This is a genomic window from Pseudomonas rhizozeae (genome assembly GCF_031583775.1).
Classification (GTDB): Bacteria; Pseudomonadota; Gammaproteobacteria; order Pseudomonadales; family Pseudomonadaceae; genus Aquipseudomonas.
In genome coordinates this window covers 52,861-76,186 of the sequence record NZ_JAVLSB010000029.1, presented here as the reverse complement: position 1 = coordinate 76,186, position 23,326 = coordinate 52,861, and the positions used below count along the sequence as shown (strand labels likewise).

26 protein-coding genes are annotated in these 23,326 nt (G+C 62.4%); 18 read left to right on the top strand and 8 right to left on the bottom strand.

Annotated elements, in window-relative coordinates:
• The first annotated feature begins 100 nt into the window (after positions 1–100).
• The 16 genes from RG836_RS09305 to RG836_RS09230 all read left to right on the top strand — a co-directional run bounded on the left by RG836_RS09305 (position 101) and on the right by RG836_RS09230 (position 15,272).
• Positions 101–835: a glycosyltransferase family 2 protein gene (locus RG836_RS09305; RefSeq protein ID WP_310844920.1), complete on the top strand. Its 735-nt coding sequence runs from the start codon at positions 101–103 to the stop codon at positions 833–835.
• A complete protein-coding gene (locus tag RG836_RS09300; RefSeq protein ID WP_310844919.1) occupies positions 832–1,779 on the top strand; it encodes an LpxL/LpxP family acyltransferase in 948 nt (315 codons plus the stop codon). The genes RG836_RS09305 and RG836_RS09300 overlap by 4 nt, the downstream gene beginning before the upstream one ends.
• On the top strand, positions 1,760–3,304 hold the full coding sequence (locus RG836_RS09295) for an HAL/PAL/TAL family ammonia-lyase (protein WP_310844918.1): 1,545 nt from the start codon (positions 1,760–1,762) through the stop codon (positions 3,302–3,304). Before RG836_RS09300 ends, RG836_RS09295 begins: the two co-directional genes overlap by 20 nt.
• Positions 3,297–3,722, top strand: a complete 426-nt coding sequence (locus RG836_RS09290; RefSeq protein ID WP_310844916.1) for an acyl-CoA thioesterase — start codon at positions 3,297–3,299, stop codon at positions 3,720–3,722. The genes RG836_RS09295 and RG836_RS09290 overlap by 8 nt, the downstream gene beginning before the upstream one ends.
• Positions 3,719–4,357, top strand: coding sequence for an outer membrane lipoprotein carrier protein LolA (locus RG836_RS09285; protein WP_310844915.1), 639 nt, complete (start codon positions 3,719–3,721; stop codon positions 4,355–4,357). The genes RG836_RS09290 and RG836_RS09285 overlap by 4 nt, the downstream gene beginning before the upstream one ends.
• Complete coding sequence (locus RG836_RS09280; protein ID WP_310844914.1) at positions 4,341–6,683, top strand: MMPL family transporter; 2,343 nt, start codon at positions 4,341–4,343, stop codon at positions 6,681–6,683. The genes RG836_RS09285 and RG836_RS09280 overlap by 17 nt, the downstream gene beginning before the upstream one ends.
• Positions 6,680–7,840 carry a sodium:proton antiporter gene (locus tag RG836_RS09275; protein WP_310844913.1) on the top strand — a complete coding sequence of 387 codons (1,161 nt, stop codon included), beginning with the start codon at positions 6,680–6,682 and terminating at the stop codon, positions 7,838–7,840. Before RG836_RS09280 ends, RG836_RS09275 begins: the two co-directional genes overlap by 4 nt.
• Complete coding sequence (locus tag RG836_RS09270; protein WP_310844911.1) at positions 7,827–9,074, top strand: NAD(P)/FAD-dependent oxidoreductase; 1,248 nt, start codon at positions 7,827–7,829, stop codon at positions 9,072–9,074. Before RG836_RS09275 ends, RG836_RS09270 begins: the two co-directional genes overlap by 14 nt.
• Entirely contained in the window at positions 9,071–9,796 is a 726-nt protein-coding gene (locus tag RG836_RS09265; protein WP_310844910.1) for a class I SAM-dependent methyltransferase, read from the top strand. The genes RG836_RS09270 and RG836_RS09265 overlap by 4 nt, the downstream gene beginning before the upstream one ends.
• Positions 9,796–10,278, top strand: a complete 483-nt coding sequence (locus RG836_RS09260; RefSeq protein WP_310844909.1) for a hypothetical protein — start codon at positions 9,796–9,798, stop codon at positions 10,276–10,278. Before RG836_RS09265 ends, RG836_RS09260 begins: the two co-directional genes overlap by 1 nt.
• Complete coding sequence (locus tag RG836_RS09255) at positions 10,275–11,471, top strand: beta-ketoacyl-[acyl-carrier-protein] synthase family protein (protein WP_310844908.1); 1,197 nt, start codon at positions 10,275–10,277, stop codon at positions 11,469–11,471. Before RG836_RS09260 ends, RG836_RS09255 begins: the two co-directional genes overlap by 4 nt.
• Positions 11,468–11,926 carry a hotdog family protein gene (locus RG836_RS09250; RefSeq protein WP_310844907.1) on the top strand — a complete coding sequence of 153 codons (459 nt, stop codon included), beginning with the start codon at positions 11,468–11,470 and terminating at the stop codon, positions 11,924–11,926. The genes RG836_RS09255 and RG836_RS09250 overlap by 4 nt, the downstream gene beginning before the upstream one ends.
• Positions 11,926–12,654: a 3-oxoacyl-ACP reductase FabG gene (fabG, locus tag RG836_RS09245; protein ID WP_310844906.1), complete on the top strand. Its 729-nt coding sequence runs from the start codon at positions 11,926–11,928 to the stop codon at positions 12,652–12,654. Before RG836_RS09250 ends, fabG begins: the two co-directional genes overlap by 1 nt.
• Complete coding sequence (locus tag RG836_RS09240) at positions 12,654–13,880, top strand: beta-ketoacyl-ACP synthase (protein ID WP_310844904.1); 1,227 nt, start codon at positions 12,654–12,656, stop codon at positions 13,878–13,880. Before fabG ends, RG836_RS09240 begins: the two co-directional genes overlap by 1 nt.
• Before the next feature lie 39 nt (positions 13,881–13,919).
• Positions 13,920–14,474: an RBBP9/YdeN family alpha/beta hydrolase gene (locus RG836_RS09235; protein ID WP_310844903.1), complete on the top strand. Its 555-nt coding sequence runs from the start codon at positions 13,920–13,922 to the stop codon at positions 14,472–14,474.
• A 360-nt stretch (positions 14,475–14,834) separates the two neighbouring features.
• Positions 14,835–15,272, top strand: coding sequence for an excinuclease (locus RG836_RS09230; protein ID WP_310844902.1), 438 nt, complete (start codon positions 14,835–14,837; stop codon positions 15,270–15,272).
• 42 nt (positions 15,273–15,314) lie between these two features.
• Here RG836_RS09230 and RG836_RS09225 read toward each other — a convergent pair whose 3' ends face one another.
• Both RG836_RS09225 and RG836_RS09220 read right to left on the bottom strand, forming a co-directional pair.
• Positions 15,315–15,758 (bottom strand): DUF2846 domain-containing protein, encoded by a 444-nt coding sequence (locus tag RG836_RS09225; RefSeq protein ID WP_310844901.1) that lies wholly within the window; start codon positions 15,756–15,758, stop codon positions 15,315–15,317.
• 91 nt (positions 15,759–15,849) lie between these two features.
• Positions 15,850–16,743: a LysR family transcriptional regulator gene (locus RG836_RS09220; protein ID WP_310844900.1), complete on the bottom strand. Its 894-nt coding sequence runs from the start codon at positions 16,741–16,743 to the stop codon at positions 15,850–15,852.
• A gap of 168 nt (positions 16,744–16,911) precedes the next feature.
• On the opposite strand from RG836_RS09220, the gene RG836_RS09215 reads away from it, so the two are divergent.
• Positions 16,912–18,141 (top strand): MFS transporter, encoded by a 1,230-nt coding sequence (locus tag RG836_RS09215; RefSeq protein WP_409078063.1) that lies wholly within the window; start codon positions 16,912–16,914, stop codon positions 18,139–18,141.
• Positions 18,142–18,215: 74 nt separating this feature from the next.
• Positions 18,216–19,559, top strand: coding sequence for an AAA family ATPase (locus RG836_RS09210; protein ID WP_310844898.1), 1,344 nt, complete (start codon positions 18,216–18,218; stop codon positions 19,557–19,559).
• A gap of 14 nt (positions 19,560–19,573) precedes the next feature.
• On the opposite strand, the gene gspM is transcribed toward RG836_RS09210, so the two are convergent.
• The 6 genes from gspM to gspH are packed head-to-tail and all read right to left on the bottom strand — an operon-like array spanning position 19,574 to position 23,326.
• Positions 19,574–20,017, bottom strand: a complete 444-nt coding sequence (gene gspM, locus RG836_RS09205) for a type II secretion system protein GspM (RefSeq protein ID WP_310844896.1) — start codon at positions 20,015–20,017, stop codon at positions 19,574–19,576.
• Positions 20,014–21,117 carry a type II secretion system protein GspL gene (gene gspL / locus RG836_RS09200; RefSeq protein WP_310844895.1) on the bottom strand — a complete coding sequence of 368 codons (1,104 nt, stop codon included), beginning with the start codon at positions 21,115–21,117 and terminating at the stop codon, positions 20,014–20,016. The genes gspM and gspL overlap by 4 nt, the downstream gene beginning before the upstream one ends.
• Positions 21,114–21,956: a type II secretion system protein GspK gene (locus RG836_RS09195; RefSeq protein WP_310844893.1), complete on the bottom strand. Its 843-nt coding sequence runs from the start codon at positions 21,954–21,956 to the stop codon at positions 21,114–21,116. Before RG836_RS09195 ends, gspL begins: the two co-directional genes overlap by 4 nt.
• On the bottom strand, positions 21,953–22,492 hold the full coding sequence (locus RG836_RS09190; protein ID WP_310844892.1) for a type II secretion system protein GspJ: 540 nt from the start codon (positions 22,490–22,492) through the stop codon (positions 21,953–21,955). Before RG836_RS09190 ends, RG836_RS09195 begins: the two co-directional genes overlap by 4 nt.
• The gene (gene gspI / locus RG836_RS09185) at positions 22,489–22,866 is read right to left on the bottom strand and encodes a type II secretion system minor pseudopilin GspI (RefSeq protein ID WP_310844890.1); all 378 of its coding nucleotides are present in this window, start codon (positions 22,864–22,866) and stop codon (positions 22,489–22,491) included. The genes RG836_RS09190 and gspI overlap by 4 nt, the downstream gene beginning before the upstream one ends.
• Positions 22,859–23,326, bottom strand: coding sequence for a type II secretion system minor pseudopilin GspH (gene gspH / locus RG836_RS09180; protein WP_310844889.1), 468 nt, complete (start codon positions 23,324–23,326; stop codon positions 22,859–22,861). Before gspH ends, gspI begins: the two co-directional genes overlap by 8 nt.

The window sequence follows — 23,326 nt, the reverse complement described above, 5'->3', positions numbered from 1 at the left end:
GAGCGCGCAGCGCTCACAATTGGGGCCGCTGCGCAGCCCAGCGGGAGCAAGCTCCCTCGCCACAGGGGGCGCGATTGCCTGAAAGGATTCGAGGTCGCCAATGCATAAACCGTGCGTGGTGATTCCGGTCTACAACCACGAACACGCCGTCGCCGCAGTGGTCGCGGCGGTGCGCGCCGAAGGTTTGCCAGTATTGTTGGTGGACGACGCCAGTTGCCCGGCCTGCGCCACGCTGCTCACGCAATTGGCGGAGCAGGATCAGGTGTCGCTGGTCAAACTGGCGGTCAATCAAGGCAAGGGCGGCGCGGTAATGACCGGTCTGCGCGAAGCGGCGCGACTGGGCTTCAGTCACGCGCTGCAAGTGGACGCCGACGGCCAGCACGACCTCGCCGACCTGCAGACCTTTCTCGAAGAATCGCGGCGACATCCCGAGGCGCTGATCTGCGGTTATCCGCAATACGACGCCAGCGTGCCGAAGGGCCGCTTGTATGCGCGTTACCTGACCCATGTGATGGTGTGGATCAACACCCTGTCGCTGCAGATTCGCGATTCCATGTGCGGCTTCCGGGTCTACCCCTTGGCGCCGACCCTGGCGCTGATCAACTCGGCGAACATCGGTAAACGCATGGATTTCGACTCCGACATCCTGGTGCGCCTAGCGTGGCGCAACCAGCCGATGCGCTGGCGTCCGACCAAAGTGCATTACCCCACCGACGGCGTGTCGCACTTCCGCATGCTGCACGACAACCTGCTGATTTCCAGCATGCACACCCGACTGTTCTTCGGCATGCTGCTGCGGCTGCCGGTGATCCTCTGGCGACGGTGGCGCGCATGAGCCAGTCCTCCGACAAACAGCATTGGGCGGATCATCAGGAGCGCGGCAGTTTCTGGTTGATGAAGCTCACTGCGTTCGGCGCCAAGGTGCTCGGGCGGCGGCTGTTGAGCCCACTGCTGTACGGCATCGTGCTGTACTTTTTCCTGTTCGGTCGCGGCGCCCGCCACAGTGCCTGGCAATACCAGCAACGCCTCGCCGACTGGAGCGGACGTCCGCAGCTGCGGCCCAGCCATTGGCGGGTGTTCGGCCAGTTCATGGCGTTCGCCGACTCGATGCTCGACAAGCTCGATGTGTGGAACGGCAAACTGAGCATCGAACACATCGAAATTATCGACCCGGCACTGCTGCGCAATCAGTTGCGCGGCACGCGCGGGCAACTGCTGGTGGGTGCGCACCTGGGCAACCTCGAGGTCTGCCGCGCGCTGGCCGAGATCGGCGAAAAAGTCACCATGAACGTGCTGGTGCACACCAAGCACGCCGAGCAGTTCAACCGCTTGCTCGGTGAAGCCGGGGCGACCAACCTGCGTCTGATTCAGGTCAGCGAACTCGACCCGCTGATCATGCTGCAATTGCACGAACGCCTGGAGCGTGGCGAATGGCTGGCAATTGCCGGCGATCGCGTGCCGTTGCATGGCGGGCGCAGCGTCACCGTGGACTTTCTCGGCCACCCGGCGCCCTTCCCGCAAGGCCCGTGGTTGCTGGCCGGGCTGCTGAAATGTCCGGTCAATCTGTTGCTGTGCCTGAAGAAGCCCGATGGCGATTATCGACTGACTCTGGAGCCGTTCGCTGAGGCCGTGACCTGGAAACGCAGCGACCGCGAGCAGGTCATTCATCAGTGGGCCACCCGCTACGCCGAACGCCTGGGCCACTATTGCCTGGAAGCGCCCCAACAATGGTTCAACTTTTACCCTTTCTGGAAGACCGATGATGACGCCAACGCATGAGCCGGTAACCTTCGGCGAACTCCCTTTGCGCATCGAAGACGTCCGCGCCCTGGCCAGCCGCCAGGCGCCGACGCAGTTGCAGGATGATGCCGATTTTCGTCGGCGCATTGCCAAGGGCGCGCAGTTCCTCGATTCGCTGCTGGACAAGGAAGGCGTGATCTACGGCGTGACTACCGGTTACGGCGATTCCTGCGTGGTTGCGGTGCCGCTGGAACACGTCGAGGCACTGCCGCGTCATCTCTATACGTTCCACGGCTGCGGCCTGGGCAAACACCTCGATGCTCAGGCTACCCGCGCGGTGTTGGCGGCGCGATTGCAGTCGTTGTGCCATGGCGTCTCCGGGGTGCGCGTGGAATTGCTCGAGCGCTTGCACGGTTTCCTCGAACACGACGTGCTGCCGCTGATTCCGGAAGAAGGCTCGGTAGGCGCCAGCGGTGACCTGACGCCGCTGTCTTATGTGGCCGCAACGCTTTCCGGCGAACGTGAAGTGATGTTCCGTGGCGAGCGCCGCGACGCCGCCGATGTGCACCGCGAACTCGACTGGCAGCCCTTGGTGCTGCGGCCCAAGGAAGCGCTGGCGTTGATGAATGGCACTGCGGTGATGACGGGCCTTGCCTGCCTGGCATTCTCCCGCGCCGATTACCTGCTGCAACTGGCCACGCGCATCACCGCGCTCAATGTCGTGGCGCTGCAGGGTAATCCGGAACACTTCGATGAACGCTTGTTCGCCACCAAGCCGCATCCTGGGCAGATGCAAGTCGCCGCCTGGTTGCGTCAGGACCTGGCGATCGACGCGCCAACCGCGCCGCTGCATCGCCTGCAAGACCGCTATTCCCTGCGCTGCGCCCCGCATGTGCTCGGCGTGTTGGCCGACAGCCTGAACTGGCTGCGGTCGTTCATCGAAACCGAACTCAACAGCGCCAACGACAACCCGATCATCGACGCCGAAGCCGAGCGCGTGCTGCACGGCGGGCATTTCTACGGCGGGCATATCGCCTTCGCCATGGACAGCCTCAAGACCTTGGTGGCCAATGTCGCTGACCTTCTCGACCGGCAACTCGCCCTGTTGGTGGATGTGCGTTACAACCACGGTTTACCGAGCAACCTGTCCGGCGCCAGCGCCGAGCGTGCAATGCTCAACCACGGTTTCAAAGCGGTACAAATCGGCGCCAGCGCCTGGACCGCCGAAGCGCTGAAAAACACCATGCCGGCCAGCGTGTTCTCACGCTCCACCGAGTGCCACAACCAAGACAAAGTCAGCATGGGCACCATCGCCGCCCGCGACGCGATCCGCGTGCTGGAACTCACCGAACAAGTCGCCGCCGCGACCCTGCTCGCGGCCAATCAAGGGGTGTGGCTGCGCGGTCAGGCTGACGACGCACGGCCATTGCCACCGGCGCTGGCGGCCATGCACGAGGCTTTGGCGAGCGACTTCCCGCCGGTCATCGAAGACCGCGCACTCGAAGGCGAACTGCGCCTGTGCCTGCAACGGATCGCCGATCAACACTGGAGGCTGCATGCGTAGTCAGGGCGTGCTGCATTGTGATACGCAAGTGGTGGTACCGTTTTTCGACGTCGACTCGATGGACGTGGTGTGGCACGGCCATTACGTGAAATACCTCGAAGTGGCGCGCTGTGCCTTGCTCGACCAAATCGGCCACAACTACACCGCGATGCGCGAGTCGGGTTACGCCTGGCCGGTGATCGACCTGCAATTGCGCTATGTCCGCGCCGCGGTGTTCGGTCAGACACTCAACGTGCGCGCCAGTCTGGTGGAGTGGGAAAACCGGTTGAAGATCAATTACCTGATCAGCGACCTGGCCAGCGGCGAACGCCTGACCCGCGCCAGCTCGGTACAGGTCGCGGTCGAGATGGCGAGCCGCGAAATGCAACTGGCCTCCCCCAAGGTCTTCACCGAGGCTGTTGAAAGGAGCCTGGCATGAGTGTGTTTTGTCGTGGCGAGCGAGTTTGCTGCCCAATTTCAGCGATCAAGTATCTGGCGGTATTGACCCTGTTGGGACTGTCATCGCTGGCGCAGGCATTCGACTTGTCGCAACTCAGCGCGCAACTGACCAAACCTGAGGTGATCCACGGCCGCTTCGTGCAGGAAAAACACCTGCGTGCCCTTCCACAACCGCTGACCAGTCAAGGCACCTTCGTCCTGGCGAAAAACCATGGTTTGCTGTGGTTGCTCAAGACTCCGGTGCAACAGGACTATCGAATCACCGCCCAAGGCATCGCCCGGCGCGAGGGCCAAGGCTGGCAACTGTTGCCGAGCAAGAGTGCCGGGGCCGAGCAGAACCGCTTGTTCCTCGCTGTGCTGCAAGGCGACAGCAGTGGCCTGCAACGGGACTTCGAACTGGCGCTGAGCGGGGATGCACAAAAGTGGCAACTGACCCTGACCCCGCGCTCGCTGTTGCTCAAGCAAGTGTTCAACCGGATCAACATCGACGGCGGTGAACTGGTGCAGCGCATCGAACTACTGGAAACCCAGGGCGACAGCACCGTGTTACGCATGCAGGACAGCATCAGCTCGCAACCCTTGAGCGAAGCGGAGCAACATGACTTTGCCGAGTGAACGCGCGCTGCCCCGGCTGTTTCTGATCCTGCTGCTGGCGGTGCTGGCGCTCGCCGGTTGGCAGTGGCGCGACGGTGCGCCGTTGTCGGCCAACCTCATGGAACTGGTGCCGGGCACCGCGCCGGACGCACTGGAACTGCGCGCCGAGCAACGCATGCAGGAACCGCTGAACCGGGAAATGCTGGTGCTGGTCGGCCACGCCGATCGCCAGCAAGCGATCGCCATGGCCGAGACCCTGGGCGAGCAGTGGCAGGCCAGCGGCCTGTTCGACAAGGTGCAGTGGAACCTGCAAGCCGACCTGCCGGCACTGCGCACGCAATTGCTCAACGGTCGCCTGGCGATGCTCTCGGCGGATGATCGGCAGCAACTGATCGAGCAGCCGCAAGCGTTCATCCAGCAACGGGTGCAAGCCCTGTTCGATCCGTTCACCGGTTTCAGCCTGGTGCCGAGCCAGGATGATTGGCTGGGCCTCACCGGGCGCATCCAGAACAGCCAGCCACAACACGGCGCGGTACAACTGGACATCGGCAGCGGCGCGCTGATTGCCGATGCCGACGGCAAGAGTTGGGTGCTGCTACGCGCGCGCACCCACGGCAATGCCTTCGACATGAACCTGCCGCTGCAAGTCGCCGACCTGCTGCAACACAGCCGCGAACAGGCCAGCCCCCACGGCGTGCAACTGCTGGCCGCCAGCGGTTTGCTGTACGCCGCTGACGGTCAGCGCCAGGCCACCCGCGAAATCACCTGGGTCGGCGGCGGTGCCACGGTCGGCATTCTGTTGCTGCTGTTGCTGGCGTTCCGGCGCTGGCGCGTGTTGCTGGCATTTGTCCCGGTGCTGGTGGGCATGCTGTTTGGTGCGGTGGCATGCGTGGCGCTGTTTGGCCACATGCACGTGATGACCCTGGTGCTCGGTTCGAGCCTGATCGGCGTGGCGGTGGACTACCCGCTGCACTACCTGTCCAAGAGCTGGAACCTGAAACCCTGGCACAGTTGGCCGGCGTTGCGCCTGACGTTGCCGGGGCTGACGCTGAGCCTGGCCACCAGTTGCATCGGCTACCTGGCGCTGGCCTGGACGCCGTTTCCGGCACTGACGCAGATTGCCGTGTTCTCCGCCGCCGGTTTGCTCGGCGCGTACCTGTCGGCGGTGTGCCTGTTGCCGGCGCTGCTCAAGGGCGCCGACCTGCGCCCGGCGCAATGGCCGCTGAGTCTGGCGCAATGGCTGCTCGACCTGCGTGCGACCCTGCTGCAACGCATCAGCACCCCGGCACTGTTCGCGCTGCTGATCGCCTTTTGCGTCGGCGGTCTGCTGCAACTGCAAAGCAAGAATGACCTCCGCCAATGGATCGGCGCACCGGCGCAGTTGACCGAGGACGCGCAAACCATCGCGCGGATCACCGGCTATCAGCCCACCAGTCAGTTCTTCCTGATTCGCGGCGCTGATCAGCAGCAATTGCTCGAACGGCAAAACGCACTCAACGAACGCCTCGATCAGTTGGTCAACCTCGAGCGGCTGCAAGGTTATCTCTCGCTCAATCAACTGGTCAGCGCGCCGGCCGAACAGCAACGATTGCGCGAAGCCGTGGGCAAACTGCCGGCGTTCTGGCAGCCGTTGCTGGACCTCGGCGTACCCGTGGCGGCGTTGCAAAAAGAAGTGGCACAGTTGCAAGCGCTGCCGACCCAAGATATCGACGCCGCCCTCGTCGGGCCCTTGGCCGAACCTTACCGGCCACTGTGGCTGGGCCGCACCGAGGATGGCGGAGTCGCCGCAATGATCAGCCTGCAAGGCCTGAACAACCCGTCGCTGCTGCGGGTGCAAGCACTGGATTTGCCCGGTGTGGATCTGGTGGACCGCCTCGGTGAGTTGAACAAAGTGTTCGCCGCCACGCAAATCAGCGCGGCGGAGCTGAAACTCGCCTCCTGCGTGCTGATTGTACTGGTGCTGATCCTGCCATTCGGTTTCGGCGGCGCCTTGCGAGTGGTGGCCCTGCCGTTGCTGGCGGCGCTGTGCAGCCTGGCGAGCCTCGGCTGGCTGGGGCAACCGCTGACCCTGTTCAGCCTGTTCGGCCTGCTGCTCGTGACGGCGATCAGTGTCGATTACGCGATCCTCATGCGCGAGCAGATCGGTGGCGCGGCGGTGAGCCTGCTTGGCACCTTGCTGGCGGCGCTGACCACCTGGCTGTCGTTCGGGTTGTTGGCGGTGTCGAGCACGCCGGCGGTGAGCAATTTCGGCCTGTCGGTAAGCCTCGGCCTGGCCTTCAGCTTTATCCTCGCCCCGTGGGCCGGGCGCCAGGCCCGACATCATAAAACTGCGGAGCCCACGGCATGATGGTCCTCCTGTTCTGGCTCATGGCCCTGGCGCTGTTCGCCGTGGCCACGCGACTCGGCCAACGCCTGGGGCTGATCCCGATCGTCAGCCAATTGCTGCTGGCGACCTTCTGCCTGCCGCTGCTGATGTATTTCTGGATCGAGCCGCAGTGGCACTTGAGCGGCGCGCAACTGATTGCCCCGGCATGGCTGAAAAACCTCTACAGCCTGGGGTTTGCCCTGGTGCTGGGGCACATCCTCAGTGACGTGATCGACCTGCGCCTCGACCGTCAGAGTGTGAAGATCGCTCTGCCAAGCTTCGCCATTCCGTTTGCCGCCGGCCTGGCCACTGCGATCTGGCTGCTGCCGACGCAACCCTGGATCAGCTCGCTGGCCATTGGTCTGGTGTTCGCCATCACCGCCATCCCGGTGCTGTACCTGTACCTGCGCCACATCGGCTACCCGACCGACGCCACCCGACGTCTGGTGCAAACGGCGATCCTGATCGACCTGACCTGCTGGAGCCTGTTCGGCCTCGCTCAGGGCAGCCTGCACCTGAGCAGCCTGTTGCTGCCGTTGGCCGCTGCCTGCGTGCCCTTGTTGTTGCGAGCGCTGCGCTTGCGTCAGCCGTTGCTGCACAGCGTGCTGTTCTTTGCCTTGCTGGTGCTGGCCGAGCACTTCAAGCTCAATGCGCTGATTTTCGGCATTGGCTATCTGCTGTGGATGGCGCTGCTCAAAGTGCCGCTGGTATTGCCGTTGCCCGCACGCTGGATGAACGGCTTGCAGAGTTACGTGGCAATCCCGCTGTTGCTGACATTCGGCATTGTGCAGATCGATGTTCACGCCGCGCTGGTCAGCCTCGGCGCGCTGCAAATGGCCGCGCTGTTGCTGCTGCCAATCCTCAGCAAACTGCTGGGCAATTGGCTAGGCCTTGGCTGGGCCGGCGCGTCGTTTATCGGCGCCAGCCGTTGGAAAGAAAGCCTGCTGTTGAATATTCGCGGCTTGAGCGAAATTGTCTTCCTCAATCTGCTGCTGCAACTACAGCTCATCACCCCGGCGCTGTATTTCGCGCTGATGCTGATGGGCCTTATCGCGACGCTGCTGCCGGCGCTGGCCGGGTTTCATCGTTCGCCCACGACCATCGCCGTCCCGGCAAGGAGGCCTCGTGCCAACAGTTGAAATGGAACGTCGTCAGGTCGTCGTCATTGGCGCCGGCCCATCGGGAGCCATCGCCGCCGCGCTGCTAAAACGCCAGGGCCACGATGTGCTGATCATCGAGCGTCAGCATTTCCCACGGTTTTCCATCGGTGAAAGCCTGCTCGCCCATTGCCTGGATTTCGTCGAAGAAGCCGGCATGCTCGAGGCGGTGAACGCCGCCGGTTTCCAGATGAAAAACGGTGCCGCGTTTGCCTGGGGCGAGCGCTACAGCGCTTTCGATTTCGGCGATACCTTCAGCCAGGGCAAGCCGACCACTTTCCAGGTGCAGCGCGCCGATTTCGACAAATTGCTGGCCGATCAAGCGGCGCTGCAAGGGGTAGAGATCCGTTATGGCGAGGCGATTGTCAGCGCGGACTTCGAGCGCGCCTTGCCGCAGCTCACCGCACAGCGTGAAGACGGCAGCCAGTATCGGGTCGAAGCGGATTTCGTGCTCGACGCCAGCGGCTACGGCCGCGTGCTGCCGCGTCTGCTGGACCTGGAAGCACCGTCGAATTTCCCGGTGCGCCAAGCGGTATTCACCCACGTCGAGGACCGTATCGTTCACCCGGGCTTCGACCGGCAGAAAATCCTCGTCACTACCCACCCCGAGCACCGCGATATCTGGTTCTGGACCATCCCGTTCAGCAACGGGCGCTGCTCGGTGGGGGTGGTCGCCGACCAGACCCATTTCGCCGGGCGCCTGGGCAATCTCGACGATTGCCTGCGCGGCTTTATCGCTGAAACCCCGAGCCTCAGCGGCGTGTTGAAAGATGCGGTGTGGGACACCCCGGCGCGGACTATTGGCGGCTACTCGGCCAACGTCAAAACCTTGCACGGTCCGGGCTTCGCCCTGCTCGGCAACGCGGCGGAATTTCTCGACCCGGTGTTCTCCTCCGGCGTGACCATCGCCATGCGCTCGGCGAGCATGGCCGCCGGGTTGTTGAGCCGCCAACTCAACGGCGAGGCCGTGGACTGGCAGGACGAATTCGCGGCGCCACTCAAACGCGGTGTCGACACCTTTCGCGCCTACGTCGAGGGCTGGTACGCCGGCACGTTCCAGGATGTGATTTTCCATGCCGACAGCTCGCCGGATATTCGCCGCATGATTAGTTCGATCCTCGCCGGTTATGCCTGGGACCCGCGCAACCCGTTTGTCAGCGAAGCCAAGCGGCGGCTGCGGGTGCTGTCGGAAATCTGCGCCGGAGATCAAGGATGAGTTACCTGAGCGACAACTACGTCGAAGAAACCCGTTTTGGCTTCTGGTTCCTGCGCAGCCACACCTGGCAGCACCATGTGCTGCGGGTGGCGATCAACGATTTGCGCAGCCTGTTCAGCGAGCCGTTGCCGCTCAACCCGGTGCTGCTGGATGCCGGCTGCGGCCAGGGCAAATCCTTTCAATACCTGCGCCAGGTGTTCGCGCCGCAGCGGTTGATCGGCCTCGATGCCGATCCCCACAGCTTGAACCTCAGCGCTGAAGAAGCCGCACGCCAAAGCATGCACGTCGAGCTGATCGGCAGCGATTGCGCGAGCATCCAGGTGCCGGACGCCAGCGTCGATCTGCTGTTCTGCCACCAGACCTTCCATCACTTGGTTGAACAAGAGAAAGCACTTGCGGAGTTTTATCGCGTGCTGAAACCGGGCGGCTATCTGCTCTTTGCTGAATCCACCGAGGCTTACATCGACACCTGGGTCATTCGCTGGTTGTTCCGCCACCCGATGCACGTTCAAAAGAGCGCGGCGCAGTATCTCGACCTACTGCGCGGCCAGGGTTTCGAGTTCACCACGCAGAATGTGTCCTACCCTTACTTGTGGTGGAGCCGCGCCAAGGATTTCGGCTTGCTCGAACGCTGCGGTTTGCGCCAGCCAAAACCCTTCGGCCAGCGCGAGGAAACCCTGGTCAACGTGGTGGCGCGCAAACCGTTAGAGGGTGGTCTGTGATGCGCGGTGCGTTGCTGCTCGGTTGCCTGCTGTTGCTCAGCGCCTGCACCAGTCAGGCGCCATTGCCCGAACACACGCCGAGCCTGGCGCTGCCGTTGCAACTGCATGTGGTGCGTGTGCAGGCCGAGCAACGGCAGGATTGGGTGCTGGTGATGCAGCGCGAAGGCGCCGACCTTCGCTGGTCGATGATGGACCTGCTGGGCATTCCCCAGGCCCGGCAGAAACTGGTCGCCCGGCAGTGGCAGGCCGACGGCTTGCTGCCGCCCAATCCCGAAGCGCGAGAGTTGTTCGCCGCGTTGCTGTTTGGCCTGACGTCACAGGATGAATTGCGCGCTAACTATCCGGACGCGCAACAGCAGGGACCGCAACGCACGCTGCCAGGACGCTGGATCATTCGCTACGTCGCACCGCTGAACTTTGAACTGCAATTGCCACAAGGCCCGACTTACCACATCACACCGTTAAGCGGGAGCGCGCCATGACCGCTTACCTGAACGCCCTAGGCGTGACCTGCGCCCTGGGCCGCAACAAACAGCAAGTGGCCGCCGGATTATTTGCCGGCGATGCTTCAGGCCTGCGTGCTGAAGCCGGTTGGGTGCCCGAGCGCGTGCTGCCCGTGGCGGCGGTGGCCGGTGAACTGCCGACCATCGGCGATAACTTGGCCAGCCATCGCAGCCGCAACAATCAATTGCTGCTGGACGCAGCGTTGCAAATCCGCGAGGACATCGATCAGGTGATCGCCACCTATGGCCGAGATCGCGTCGGCGTCGTCCTCGGCACCAGCACCTCGGGCATCGACGAGGCCAGCCTGGCGATTGCCCATTACCACCGCCAAGGGCACTTTCCCGAGGGCTACGACTACAAGCAACAGGAACTCGGCGCCCCGGCGAATTTCCTCGCCGATTGGCTGCGCCTGAGCGGCCCGGCCTACGTGATTTCCACCGCGTGCACCTCCAGCGCCCGCGCCTTGATGAGCGCGCAGCGCCTGCTTGATCTGGGGCTGTGCGATGCGGTGCTGTGCGGCGGCGTCGACAGCCTGTGCAAACTGACGCTGAACGGTTTTTCGGCGCTCGAAGCGTTATCCGAACAGCGCTGCAATCCATTTTCGGTCAACCGCGACGGGATCAATATCGGCGAAGCCGCAGTGCTGTTTGTGATGAGCCGCCAGGCCCACGGCGAGCGGCCGATTGCCCTGCTCGGTGGCGGCGCCAGTTCCGATGCACACCATATTTCTGCGCCGGAACCGAGCGGCCGTGGCGCTCGCCAAGCGATGGCCAAAGCCTTGAACCGCGCCGGGTTGCACGCCGAACAGATCGCTTACCTGAACCTGCATGGCACCGCGACCCAGCACAACGACGCCATGGAAAGCCTGGCGGTCGCGGCATTGTTCCCCGCCGGCGTGCCGTGCTCCTCGACCAAATCGCTCACCGGCCACACCCTCGGCGCGGCCGGTGCTCTGGAAGCAGCATTCTGCTGGCTGAGCCTCAGCGCTGAGAATCACTCTGACGCCTTGCCCCCGCACATCTGGGACGGCCAGGCTGATCCGCAACTGCCGCCTCTACAATGGGTGACCCCGAGCGACCGCCTGACGTCCATTGCACCGCGCCACCTGATGAGCAATTCCTTTGCCTTCGGTGGCAATAACGTCAGCCTGATTATCGGAGACGCCCCATGATTGCCTGGCCGCTCGCCGAGTTGCTGCCCCACGCGGGCGACATGATCCTGATCGATCACGTCTTGAGCTTCGATGACGATCACATCCACACCCGCCTGACGGTGCAGCCCAACGGCGTGTTCAGCCGCGCCGACGGCAGCCTGCCGGCCTGGGTGGGCATTGAGCTGATGGCGCAGAGTGTCGCCGCCTACGCTGGCTGCCATGCGCGCCAGCGCGGTGATGCCGTGGCAATGGGTTTTCTGCTGGGGACCCGCAAGTTCGAATGCAACGTCGAGCACTTTCCCGTAGGCAGTGAACTGACCATCCACGGCATGCGCTCGCTGGAAGACGACAACGGCATGGGCGTATTCGAATGCCACATCCACGGCCCCGGCATCCACGCCAGCGCCCGCCTCAACGTGTACCGCCCGCCGCAAGCGGCGCAATACCTTCATGAAACCCCAGGAGTCGAGTGATGACTGAATCTGTATTGGTCACCGGTTCCAGCCGTGGCATCGGCCGCGCCATCGCCTTGCGCCTGGCCCAGGCCGGGCATGACCTGGTGCTGCACTGCCGCAGTGGCCGCGCCGAGGCCGACGCGGTGCAAGCCGAAGTCGAAGCCCTCGGCCGCCGCGCGCGGGTGCTGCAATTCGACGTTTCCGACCGCGCCAGTTGCCGCGCCATTCTGGAGGCCGATGTCGAAGCCCACGGTTCCTACTACGGCGTGGTGCTCAACGCCGGCCTGACCCGCGACGGCGCATTCCCGGCCCTCAGCGAAGACGACTGGGACCAGGTGTTGCGCACCAACCTCGACGGTTTCTACAACGTGCTGCACCCGGTGATGATGCCGATGATCCGCCGTCGGGCGCCGGGGCGTATCGTGTGCATTACCTCGGTGTCGGGGTTGATTGGCAACCGTGGCCAGGTCAACTACAGCGCCTCCAAGGCCGGTTTGATCGGCGCCGCGAAAGCCTTGGCGATCGAGCTGGGCAAGCGCAAAATCACCGTCAACTGCGTCGCGCCAGGGCTGATCGACACGGCCATGCTCGACGACAACGTGCCGGTGGAAGAGCTGATGAAAATGATCCCGGCCCAGCGCATGGGCACTCCTGAAGAAGTGGCTGGCGCGGTGAATTTCCTGATGTCCGCCGAAGCGTCGTACATCACTCGCCAGGTATTGGCCGTCAACGGAGGCCTGTGCTGATGAAACGCGTGGTCGTCACCGGCATGGCCGGCATCACCTCACTGGGCAGCGACTGGGCGACCATCGCCGGGCACTTCGCCGCCAACCACAGCGGCATCCGCCGGATGGACGAGTGGGATCGCTTCACCGAACTCAACACGCGCCTGGCCGGGCCCATCGACGACTTTAAAGTGCCGGCGCACTGGACCCGCAAACAACTGCGCAGCATGGGCCGGGTCTCGCGACTGGCGGTGGGGGCCGCCGAGCAAGCGCTGGCCGACGCCGGGCTGCTGGGCGATGAATCGATCAAGGACGGACGCATGGGCGTGGCGTGTGGCTCGTCCACCGGCAGCACCGACGAGATCAAGGCGTTCGGCAACATGCTGCTGAACTCCGTGGCCGAAGGCCTCAACGCCAACTCCTACGTGCGGATGATGCCGCACACCACCGCCGCCAATATCAGCATTTTCTTTGGCCTCACCGGGCGCCTGATCCCCACGTCCAGCGCCTGCACCAGCGGCAGCCAGGGCATTGGCTACGCCTATGAAGCCATCAAATTCGGCCGCTTGCCGTTGATGCTCGCCGGCGGCGCCGAAGAACTGTGCCCCACCGAAGCCATGGTGTTCGACGCGCTGTACGCCACCAGCCTGAAAAACGACGCCCCGCAAACCAGCCCGCGCCCCTACGACAGCGGCCGCGACGGCCTGGTGATCGGTGAAGGCGGCGGCATGCTGGTGCTCGAAGAGCTCGAGCACGCCCTCGCCCGTGGCGCGCACATCCACGCCGAAATCGTCGGCTTCGGCAGCAACGCCGACGGCCAGCACACCACTCGCCCCGAACAAACCACCATGCGCCGCGCCATGGAACTGGCCCTCGAAGACGCCGGCCTCGAACCCTCCGCCATCGGCTACGTCAACGGCCACGGCACCGCCACCGAACAGGGCGACATCGCCGAAACCCTGGCCACCAGCAGCCTGTTCGGCAGCCGCATGCCGATCAGCTCACAGAAAAGCTTCCTCGGCCACACCCTCGGTGCCTGCGGTGCGCTGGAGTCATGGTTCAGTATCGAAATGATGAACCGCGACCTGTACGTCCACACTTTCAACCTCGACCACATCGACCCCAATTGCGGCGAACTCGACTACCTGCGCGGCGAATTCCGGCAGATGAGCAATGAGTACGTGATGAACAACAACTTTGCGTTTGGCGGGGTTAATACGTCGTTGGTTTTTCGGCGGTGGCGGTGAGTTGAAACGATTTTTTCGGGGTATTCAGGGAGAAGGATGATGACCGTCAGAGTGTTGATCTTGCCGGGCCTGTACAACTCCGGTGAAACCCATTGGCAGTCCCACTGGGAGCGGCAGTTCTCCGGACTGCTCCGAGTGGAACAGCAGGATTGGGAAACGCCCATCGCGGCGGATTGGGTTGAGCGTCTGAATGACGTCATTGCCGCAGATGAATCCGAGGTCGTATTGGTCGCCCATAGCCTGGCGTGCACCCTGATCACACGATGGGCACAGCACTATTCGAACTCGCGACAAGTCCGCGGCGCCTTGCTAGTGGCGCCGAGCGACACCGAAGCCGCAAGCTACCCTCCAGGCACCCAAGGCTTCACCCCGATGTCCACCGAACGTCTGCCCTTTCCCTCCATCGTGGTCGCGAGCAACGACGATCCATACGTCACCCCGGCGCGGGCCGAAGCGTTCGCGAAGGCGTGGGGCAGTGAACTGGTCTGGCTGCAGAAAGCAGGGCACATCAATGGGCAGACAGGCTATGGGAGTTGGCCGCAAGGCGTTGAGTTGGTGCGAAGACTGACCGGGGAGTCGCAGTTCACAACTTGATAGTGCGGGCTGTAATGCATCAGCGGTAAACCAATGCCACAGCATTTCAGAATCCCGAAAACGACAAAGGGCGCCATTCGGCGCCCTTTCACAAACAGGTCGGCTTGTCATCGCCCTCACCTGCCTGGCTCGGCGATGGCTGGTTGCCCAGGATCCTCAGAGTCTCACAAGCCCCTTGCGGGAACGGGTGCGGTATTGCCTGAAAGCACGTCTCAGACAACCAGTGGCTACTTGCTCTCGTAGTCACAGGGCCTTCAAATCAGCATCTACACTCCTCCGTGCGGCCTGCTCCGTGAAGTCTGCGTGAACTGCAAGCGTGGGGTAGCGCTCATCGGCCCTCATTCCCGTCAAGGAGACACCATGCCCATCAAAGCCCTGCTCGCCGCTCTTCTGTTCAGTCTGCTGCCTGGCACCAGTCAAGCGACCAATCTCATGTACATGCCATTTGAAAAAGTCGTGTCGGACGCGATTCGCGCAGGGCGGCTGGATGGCAGTGTGAAGTTTTATCTGGTGGGGAATCAGGCAGGTGGCACGCAGCGATTGATCCAGCCGCACGTGGTCAGTGACTTGGGCACCAACGCGTCCAACAAAAGCGATAACGATGCCTGTGAATGGGTGCTGCAGTCGGTGCTGATCGAACTGCAAGCCAGGGCCAAGCGTGTGGGCGCGAATGCGGTGACGAATATCACCAGTTATTACGACCAGCATGTGCGCAAGGATTTGAATACTTACGAGTGTCGGGCCGGGGTGTTTGTGGCGCGGGTGGCGTTGCGGGGGGATTTGGTGCGAGTGCAATGACTGAAGTGGCCCCCGCGCCGAACGCAGGGGCCAACGGGGCGCTTACTGAGCCTGAATCAGTTTGCTCTCGGCCACGCCAGCACGACCGGTTTGGTCGTCAACCACTTGCAGGCTGTTGCGGGCTTTGATGAAGCCCATTTTCACTTCCTGCCAAACGAAGTAGTTTTTGCCGGCTTGCGCGGAGAGTTTCAGTTCCGAATCGTTTTCGGCCGAGGACACCAATGTCTGCTCGCCCGCCGGGACGGACAGCATCAGGTACGATTTGGCGACGGTGGCGCCAACCGGTTTGCCGTTAAGCGCGACCGGCATTTTTACCCCGGCGCCCATGGACTCGTTGCGGTACACGTAGATGTGCGCCTTATCTGGGCTGACCTGGAAGGTTTTGGCCTGTGCATCCTGGGTGTCACTGGCCATGTCTACCGACGCGCAGCCTGCGGTCAGGGCGGTCACTGCGAGCAAAGCGGTGAGGGTGAACTGCTTGAACATCCTGTCTCTCCATAAAAATTGATTCCAGCGACAGGTTGTCGGCCGCCATCAGGAAAACGCCAGATGCCAGCACTGTTTTTTTACCGCTGGTTCACGCAACGATTTTGCGCGTCAACAACTCCACAAACGCCCTGGCCATCGGCGACCCTTGATCCTTGCGCTGCACCAGCCACACGGCCGACACCGCCGCCGGGTCGAGCAGTGGGCGGTAGACTACGCCGTCGATGCGCATCCGCTGGTACGACGCAGGCAACACCGAGACGCCGAGGCCGGCGGCGACCAGGCCGATGATGGTCATGGCTTCGCCGGCCTCCTGGGCGAAGTGCGGGCTGAAGCCGGCGTCGCGAGACAGGCTGAGCAGTTGCGCGTAGAGGCCGCTGCCATAGCTGCGCGGGAAGAACACGAACGGTTCCAAGGCCAATGCCGAGAGGAACAGGCCCTCTTCGCTGCCGCCGGCCAGTGGATGTTTCGAGCTGAGCACCGCCACCAGCGGCTCGCGCATCAGTTCCACCACGCTGAGCGAATCGGGTAAACCGAGCGGCCGCATGATGCCGACTTCGATTGACTGATCGACCAAGGCGTCAGCGACTTGCGTGCTGCTCATTTCCCGCAAGTTGAGGTGCACGGCCGGGAAGCGCTGGCGAAAAGCGAAGATGGCCTGGGGGATGGTCGAGTTGAACGGCGCCGAAGAAGTGAAGCCGATTTTCAGCTCGCCCAATTCTCCGAGTTGTGCACGCCGGGCGACATCCGCCGCTTTATCGACCTGCGCCAGCACCAGCCGCGCTTCCTCGAGGAATAATCGGCCGGCCTCGCTGAGTTCAACCCGACGATTGGTGCGCTCGAACAGCCGCGCGCCGACCTCTTGCTCCAGCGCCTGAATCTGCTGGCTCAGCGGCGGCTGGGAGATGCCCAACACCTGTGCGGCGCGGCCGAAATGCAGTTCTTCGGCAACGGCGATGAAGTAGCGCAGGTGGCGTAATTCCATGAAAACCTCATTGAGTCGTCAAACCTATCAAACAGGTCGAATAATATATTGGATTGAATCATTAGCCAGCTATATGCTTTTTTCATTGCCCGACCGGCCACACTCTTTCCGAGGTCTGAAGTGAAATCTGCTGCTGCGCCACTCGCCCATGAAGTTCCGCCCGCCGCGCTGGACGACGCGGTGGCCGAATTGAAAGAGATCTACATCGAGAAAGGCACCCCGGCGTTCATGCGCACGGTACTGGCGCTGTTCTGCGGCGGTTTTGCCACGTTCGCGCTGCTGTATTGCGTGCAACCGATGATGCCGTTGTTTTCCCAGGAGTTTTCGATCAACGCGGCACAGAGCAGCCTGATCCTTTCGGTGGCCACCGGCATGCTTGCCATTGGCCTTTTGATTACCGGGCCGATCTCCGATCGTATCGGGCGTAAACCGGTGATGGTTGCGGCGCTGTTCGCTGCGGCGTTGTGCACCATCGCCAGTGCGATGATGCCGAGCTGGCAAGGGGTGCTGGTGATGCGCGCGCTGGTCGGGCTGTCGCTGAGCGGCCTGGCGGCAGTCGCCATGACTTACTTGAGCGAAGAGATCCATCCACAACACATCGGCCTGGCCATGGGTTTGTACATCGGCGGCAACGCCATCGGCGGCATGAGCGGACGGCTGATCGTCGGCGTGCTGATCGACTTCGTGAACTGGCACACAGCGATGTTGGTGATCGGTGGCTTGGCGCTGATCGCTGCGGCGGTGTTTTGGAAAATCCTCCCCGAATCACGCAACTTCCGCGCCCGCTCGCTGCACCCGCGCAGCCTGCTGGACGGCTTCACCATGCACTTTCGCGACGCCGGTCTGCCGCTGTTGTTCCTCGAAGCTTTCGTGCTGATGGGCGCGTTCGTGACGATGTTCAACTACATCGGCTATCGCCTGCTGGCCGCGCCGTACTTGCTGGACCAGGCATTCGTCGGGTTGCTGTCGGTGGTGTACCTGTCGGGGATCTACAGCTCGGCGAAAATCGGCGCCCTGGCCGACAAACTTGGCCGCCGCAAGGTGCTCTGGGCGACCATCGTACTGATGCTCGCGGGCCTGGCGCTGACCATGGTCACGCCGCTGCCGGTGGTGATCATCGGCATGCTGATCTTTACTTTCGGCTTCTTCGGCGCGCACTCGGTGGCCAGCAGTTGGATCGGCCGCCGCGCCCTCAAAGCCAAGGGCCAGGCCTCGTCGCTTTACCTGTTCAGCTACTACGCCGGCTCCAGCATCGCCGGCACCGCCGGCGGCGTGTTCTGGCACCTGGGCGGCTGGAACGGCATCGGCCTGTTCATCGGCAGCTTGTTGGTGATTGCACTGCTGGTGGCGTTGCGATTGGCGAAGTTGCCGCCGTTGCGTGGCTCGGCGCAGGTTTAGCCACTGCGCCCTAGCGGTAATCGCGAGCCAAGGTACACTGACGGCATCGTCAGTCTTGGTAAAGGGAAGCCAGAATGCGCCTGGACCGTCTCCAGATTCAGAATTTTCGTTGCTACGAAAACGCCACTTTTGACTTTCAGCCGGGGTTTAACCTGGTGGTGGGGATCAATGGAAGTGGCAAGACTTCGTTGTTGCAGGCGGTTAGCCTAAGCTTTCGAAATTTTGTTAATTCTTTAGGAAAGCCAGCGCCGATCGTGCCAGATGAAGACGTACGATCTGAAATTCGAAAATTTGAAGACAGATTGCGGTTTGAAAGGATTTATCCTCTGACTGTCACCGCAACCGGCACTGCGTTTGGTTTCAACAGTTGGGTCGTTAGCAAAGACCGAAATGGCAACTCGGCAAATTTTGATGTCGATATCAACTTAAAAATTTCGAAAGAGCTTCAACTTATAGATTCTGGCGACACATTGGATCTACCTTTGATTGCTGTTTATAAAGCGAATCGTAGATGGCTATCAAGCGGTACTTCCGCGGAATCTGCTGTTACGCAACAATCCTCAAGATTTGACGCGTACACAAATTGGTTCGACGCGGCAGCCAACCTAAAGGAATTTGAGAACTGGGTGATCGGAAAAACTCTCGAACGACTTCAAAGGATGTCGCGATCGGGCCCGAGAGAAAATTTTGATGATGAATTACATTGGGTAAATTCCACATTAAAAATAGCATTACCCAATTCAGAAGGTATTGAGTACGATCTGGAATTAAGAAACTTAGTAGTAAATTTCGAGGCTAAATCACTTCTATTCAACGATCTGAGCGACGGGCAGCGGGGAATGATCGCCCTCATCGCGGATATCGCACGCCGAATATGTCTATTAAATCCACACATGGGGAATAAAGTACTTAAGCTTACTACCGGCGTGGTGATCATAGACGAACTTGATATACATCTTCATCCAGCCTGGCAACGACACATTGTCTCAGTGCTAAGAAGCGCTTTCCCAAAAATCCAGTTCATCGCCGCTAGCCACTCGCCGCAAATCATCGGTAGCCTCCAACCGGAAGAAGTCATCGTGCTGAGCAACGGCGATGCGTCCCATCCCCGCGTGACCTATGGCCTCGACTCCAGCAGTGTGTTGGAGGAAGTCATGGACGTGGCACAGCGCGAACCTGAAATTGAGCAATTGCTGTCAGAGCTTTTTTCTACACTCGAAGACAACGACCTCGAAAAAGCCAAGGTGCAGCTCCAAGCACTGCAAAAGCGCGCGCCTGATTTGCCCGAATATTCAAGAGCCCAGGCCCTGCTGAAAAGGAAGGAGATCATTCAGCGGCACCGATATCCAGAAAGCGGCGAGCATGATGCTTTCGATTATGTGATTGCCCGGTACGCGGAACAACTCCTCGCGCAGTGAGCCGTGCAGCGCAACTACCTGACCACCACCCGCGCCTCCAGCGCCGCCTCGCGGCGTTCCAGGGTCAGATTGTCCAAGGTGAGGCCGTCGCGTTCGAGGCGGTCGAGCCATTGCAGCAGGGTGTTGGCATTGCCGCTGAGGGTCAGGCGGATTTGCCCGTTGTCGGTCTCCATGTGTTGCACGTCGAGGCCGGACGCGTTTGCGCTTTCGCTGAGGCGTAGCGATAGCGGTTGGTCACGGTTGACGGGGCGGGTGGGAGGCGGGGCCGTTTGCAGTTGCGCCTCGAAGTGGCGTTGCTGGTGGTAACCGCGTTCGGCGCTTTCGAGACGCAGGCGAGTCGGTTGCCAGATCAGGCTGTAGGCTGCGATGGCCAACACAAACAGCCCGAGGATCGTGACGAGTCGTTGCTCGCGAATCGACAGTCGTTGCCAGCGTTCAATCACGTTCGAATAGGTCATGCGCTGGTCTCCACGGTGAGGATTGCCTGGACTTGGTTGCCATCCTTGCTGGCGTTGTCGAGCGTCATCGGCACACCCTGCTGCCGCCCACGTTCGCGCAGTTGTTCAAGCTCGGCGAAGCTGTCGACCCGCAGTTGCAGAGTCCAACCGTGATCCTCGCGCCACTCGATGCGCTGCACCTCAACCTGGCTGGCACCGACTACGTGCTGAACCAGGCTGACCAAGTCGCCGATGCGGGTGCTCTGTGTTGGCGCCGTCGGGTTGTGCAGGGCTTTAAGCTGCGTCAGGTCGACGATGCCGCTGTGCTGCGGATACAGCGCCTGGAACCGTTGCTGGTTGGCCGAATTGAGGCGGTCGGCTTCGCGGTCGATAAAAGCGATGCGCGCGGCACTCGCGCCCCAGACCAACAGCGCCAGCATCAGCAGCCCGTAACCGGCATGACGCCACGGCAACCGATTAGCGCGGGCGGCGAACTCGCCGTGCCTGAGGTCGATGGCGGTGGGCATTGGAGTGCTAAGCCATTGATCGACGGCCAGCGGGTTTTCACGCTCGTCGATCCACTGCAGATTGTCGGGCAGCAGCGGTTTGATCGTCTCCAGCCCTTCGTCCCTCAACGCCAACCGTGCCGGTAATGCGCCGCCGAGTATCCAGCGACCCGCCCACCAGATGGCCAATGGTTGGTCACACGGCAACCAATCGGCGTCGACATACACTGAGCGCACCTCGATACCCAGTTCCGCCAACAACGCCAGCACGTCGGCAAAGCGTTGGCGGTCGATCACCAGCAACGGATAACGACCGTCGTCATCGGGCGCGCCGATACTCAGGTGCACGCTTTCCAGCGGCGCGCCAAGCTGATCCTCGACCGCGAACGCGAGTGCCTGGGCGGTGGGACGACGCTTGCCCCGCCAGGGCTTGCTGCGCAACCAGCTGCACAATTCCATGGGCAGCAGCAGGCTAACCGCGCGGCCGCCGAGCACGTGTGCGGCGTGTTTCAGCGGCAGTTGTTGCCGCTCTCCCAAGGCAGACCACAGGTAACTGGGCCAGTCCGCCGAGGGATCGGCCAAGCCTTCGGCGGCCAGGTAGAGCCAAGTAGTCATGGTGTTATCTCGTTAGCAGTCAGTGGCAATAAACGGCGTTGCAGAATGCGCAGTTGCCCGGTCTTGGGATCGTGTTCGACGTCAGTGGCGAGGCGCTGTCGACTCGGCCCGAGCGCCACATGGACAGTGATGCGGTACCAACGGCTGCGCACGCCCAAGCCATGGCTGCTCTGCCCGGTCCCGGAGAGCAACGGGTCGGCGGTGAAGGCCTGGGCGCTGGGCCAGGGTGAAGTCATCCGGTGCTGAATCAGCGCCTTCGCGAGGCCTTCATCGACACCTTCCAGGGTGCGCAATAACCGCGCTGGCGCGGTGTTGATATTCAGCGCGGCGTCGACCGGCAACAGCGCGACCCACGGCTCCAGTTGTCGCAGCCAGTGGCCGTCGATGCCCGGCAACAGCCGCACCTGACTCAGCTCGCGCAAGGCGCCGACCTGCGCCAGTGGCCGATGGGGCAGGTCGAGCGACGTCAGCAGGCGCGACCAGCGTGCGAGCGTGACCTGATCGATCTGCCCCGGCAGCAGCAACGCATTGAGATTGAAGCGACCGGCCAAATCCTCGACGCTGACTTCGATCTGCGCCTTATCGCCCATCACGCCCGGGTCCCAGTTTTGCGAGAGGTCAATGGCCGGTGCCTGCGCCTGCAAGGCGTCCTGCAACCGCAACAGTGCTGCGCTCTCCGCCGCCCGGCTTACCTGGCTCAGCTGCAACTGTTGCAAGTGCTGGCCGCTGCCTTGCAGCAACAACCGATGATTGCGCAGCAGAGAGCCGGTGATCAGCAGCAACAAACTCATCACCAACAACACACTGATCAGCGCCAGGCCGCGTTGCTGGCCCTTCATGGCGCTGCGCCGGGCAACAGCAACACGCGACGAATCGATTGAAATCGCCCCGCCGACAGTTGCACTTCCAGCGCCAGCGGCGGGCTGGCGGCTGACCCGGACGGCCACTCGCTGCGCCAGCCGGACTCGCGGTCATACAGCCGCCAGCGCAGGTCATGAACATGCTCCAGCAGCAGTTGTCGCTGCACCGCGCGCGAGCCCTCGGCGCGGCTGTCGCGCCACAGCACGCCCTGCTCGAGCCGATACGTCAGCGCCTGGCGCTCGCTACGCGGCTGGTCCCGCGGGTTGCGCCAGTTGCCGCGTTGCAGGTGCAATTGCGCAGGCGTCAGCAGCGGTGGTTCGGTGATGTGCAGCACGTCGCGCTCAATCACCGCCATTGCGCGTTGCAGGCTTCTGAAATCACGCTCGTGGCTGGCGCTGCCGTGTTGCACCCGCAGCACGCCATCGAACAGCCGCCAGGTGGCGAGGCCGAGGACGGCAAAAATCGCCAGGGCGATCACCAGTTCCAGCAGGGTAAAACCGCGCTGTGGGCTCATGGTCGGAGCATCCAGCCACGGCCGCGATAAAACGGCTGCTCACGGACGTCGAGGCTGACGTCGATCGCCACTTCCAGCCAACGCGAATCGCCGGTGGCCGCGACCCGTTGCCGCAGCCACCAGTCGCGGCCATCCATTCGCACCACTTGCTGGTTCTGACCCAGGGGCAGGCCGGTTTTCAGGTGCAATTCGTTCAAGCGGTTATCCACCAGCCACGCGGCGAACAAGCGCTGTTCGACCGCGACGCTCTGGGTCAGCACATAACGACTGGCCGTTAGCACGGCGGCGGCAAGGGTGGCGAAAATCGCCAGCGCCAGCATGATTTCCAGCAAGGTGAATCCGCGCATACTCGCGGCCAGCGCTCGACTACTCATCGATCCGAACCTCGCCCAGCCCATCACTTCCCAGGCTCAGCCAATACCGTTCCTCGCTGGCCAAGGTCAGGTTGAAGGCACTGATTTCATCGCTGCTGAGCATCAGCAATTGCGCCGGTCCCTGGTCGGCACCGAGCTGCACGGGATACCCGTCCAGCTGCAATTGCGGGTGCACTTCCTCGGCCCAGGGTTCGAGCACCGACAGCGGCCGCCAGCCCTGCGCATCGAGACGCAACGCCCGGTAGCCTTCGCGGCTCAGGCGCAGGCCGAACTCCTGGCCGTCGAGCACCGCGCGGTCTCGCAACTGCTCAATCAACCTCACGATAGCGTCGGCCTGCTGCCGCGCCTGGCGCGCCGGATTCGGCCCCGTTGCGAAGCTGACCATGCCCAGCAACACGCCGATCAACGCGACCACGATCATCAGCTCAAGCAAAGTGAAACCCCGACAGGCACGGCGCAT

What these genes read in the sequence shown, in the direction of transcription:
- RG836_RS09210 (WP_310844898.1), top strand. Translation starts at nt 18,216, where the DNA reads ATGCGCCTGGACCGTCTCCAGATTCAGAATTTTCGTTGCTACGAAAAC.
- gspL (WP_310844895.1), bottom strand. Translation starts at nt 21,117, where the DNA reads ATGACTACTTGGCTCTACCTGGCCGCCGAAGGCTTGGCCGATCCCTCG.
- RG836_RS09295 (WP_310844918.1), top strand. Translation starts at nt 1,760, where the DNA reads ATGATGACGCCAACGCATGAGCCGGTAACCTTCGGCGAACTCCCTTTG.
- RG836_RS09285 (WP_310844915.1), top strand. Translation starts at nt 3,719, where the DNA reads ATGAGTGTGTTTTGTCGTGGCGAGCGAGTTTGCTGCCCAATTTCAGCG.
- RG836_RS09225 (WP_310844901.1), bottom strand. Translation starts at nt 15,758, where the DNA reads ATGTTCAAGCAGTTCACCCTCACCGCTTTGCTCGCAGTGACCGCCCTG.
- gspM (WP_310844896.1), bottom strand. Translation starts at nt 20,017, where the DNA reads ATGACCTATTCGAACGTGATTGAACGCTGGCAACGACTGTCGATTCGC.
- RG836_RS09275 (WP_310844913.1), top strand. Translation starts at nt 6,680, where the DNA reads ATGATGGTCCTCCTGTTCTGGCTCATGGCCCTGGCGCTGTTCGCCGTG.
- gspI (WP_310844890.1), bottom strand. Translation starts at nt 22,866, where the DNA reads ATGAGTAGTCGAGCGCTGGCCGCGAGTATGCGCGGATTCACCTTGCTG.
- gspH (WP_310844889.1), bottom strand. Translation starts at nt 23,326, where the DNA reads ATGCGCCGTGCCTGTCGGGGTTTCACTTTGCTTGAGCTGATGATCGTG.
- RG836_RS09300 (WP_310844919.1), top strand. Translation starts at nt 832, where the DNA reads ATGAGCCAGTCCTCCGACAAACAGCATTGGGCGGATCATCAGGAGCGC.
- RG836_RS09250 (WP_310844907.1), top strand. Translation starts at nt 11,468, where the DNA reads ATGATTGCCTGGCCGCTCGCCGAGTTGCTGCCCCACGCGGGCGACATG.
- RG836_RS09265 (WP_310844910.1), top strand. Translation starts at nt 9,071, where the DNA reads ATGAGTTACCTGAGCGACAACTACGTCGAAGAAACCCGTTTTGGCTTC.
- fabG (WP_310844906.1), top strand. Translation starts at nt 11,926, where the DNA reads ATGACTGAATCTGTATTGGTCACCGGTTCCAGCCGTGGCATCGGCCGC.
- RG836_RS09235 (WP_310844903.1), top strand. Translation starts at nt 13,920, where the DNA reads ATGACCGTCAGAGTGTTGATCTTGCCGGGCCTGTACAACTCCGGTGAA.
- RG836_RS09255 (WP_310844908.1), top strand. Translation starts at nt 10,275, where the DNA reads ATGACCGCTTACCTGAACGCCCTAGGCGTGACCTGCGCCCTGGGCCGC.
- RG836_RS09195 (WP_310844893.1), bottom strand. Translation starts at nt 21,956, where the DNA reads ATGAAGGGCCAGCAACGCGGCCTGGCGCTGATCAGTGTGTTGTTGGTG.
- RG836_RS09260 (WP_310844909.1), top strand. Translation starts at nt 9,796, where the DNA reads ATGCGCGGTGCGTTGCTGCTCGGTTGCCTGCTGTTGCTCAGCGCCTGC.
- RG836_RS09230 (WP_310844902.1), top strand. Translation starts at nt 14,835, where the DNA reads ATGCCCATCAAAGCCCTGCTCGCCGCTCTTCTGTTCAGTCTGCTGCCT.
- RG836_RS09220 (WP_310844900.1), bottom strand. Translation starts at nt 16,743, where the DNA reads ATGGAATTACGCCACCTGCGCTACTTCATCGCCGTTGCCGAAGAACTG.
- RG836_RS09240 (WP_310844904.1), top strand. Translation starts at nt 12,654, where the DNA reads ATGAAACGCGTGGTCGTCACCGGCATGGCCGGCATCACCTCACTGGGC.
- RG836_RS09280 (WP_310844914.1), top strand. Translation starts at nt 4,341, where the DNA reads ATGACTTTGCCGAGTGAACGCGCGCTGCCCCGGCTGTTTCTGATCCTG.
- RG836_RS09305 (WP_310844920.1), top strand. Translation starts at nt 101, where the DNA reads ATGCATAAACCGTGCGTGGTGATTCCGGTCTACAACCACGAACACGCC.
- RG836_RS09290 (WP_310844916.1), top strand. Translation starts at nt 3,297, where the DNA reads ATGCGTAGTCAGGGCGTGCTGCATTGTGATACGCAAGTGGTGGTACCG.
- RG836_RS09190 (WP_310844892.1), bottom strand. Translation starts at nt 22,492, where the DNA reads ATGAGCCCACAGCGCGGTTTTACCCTGCTGGAACTGGTGATCGCCCTG.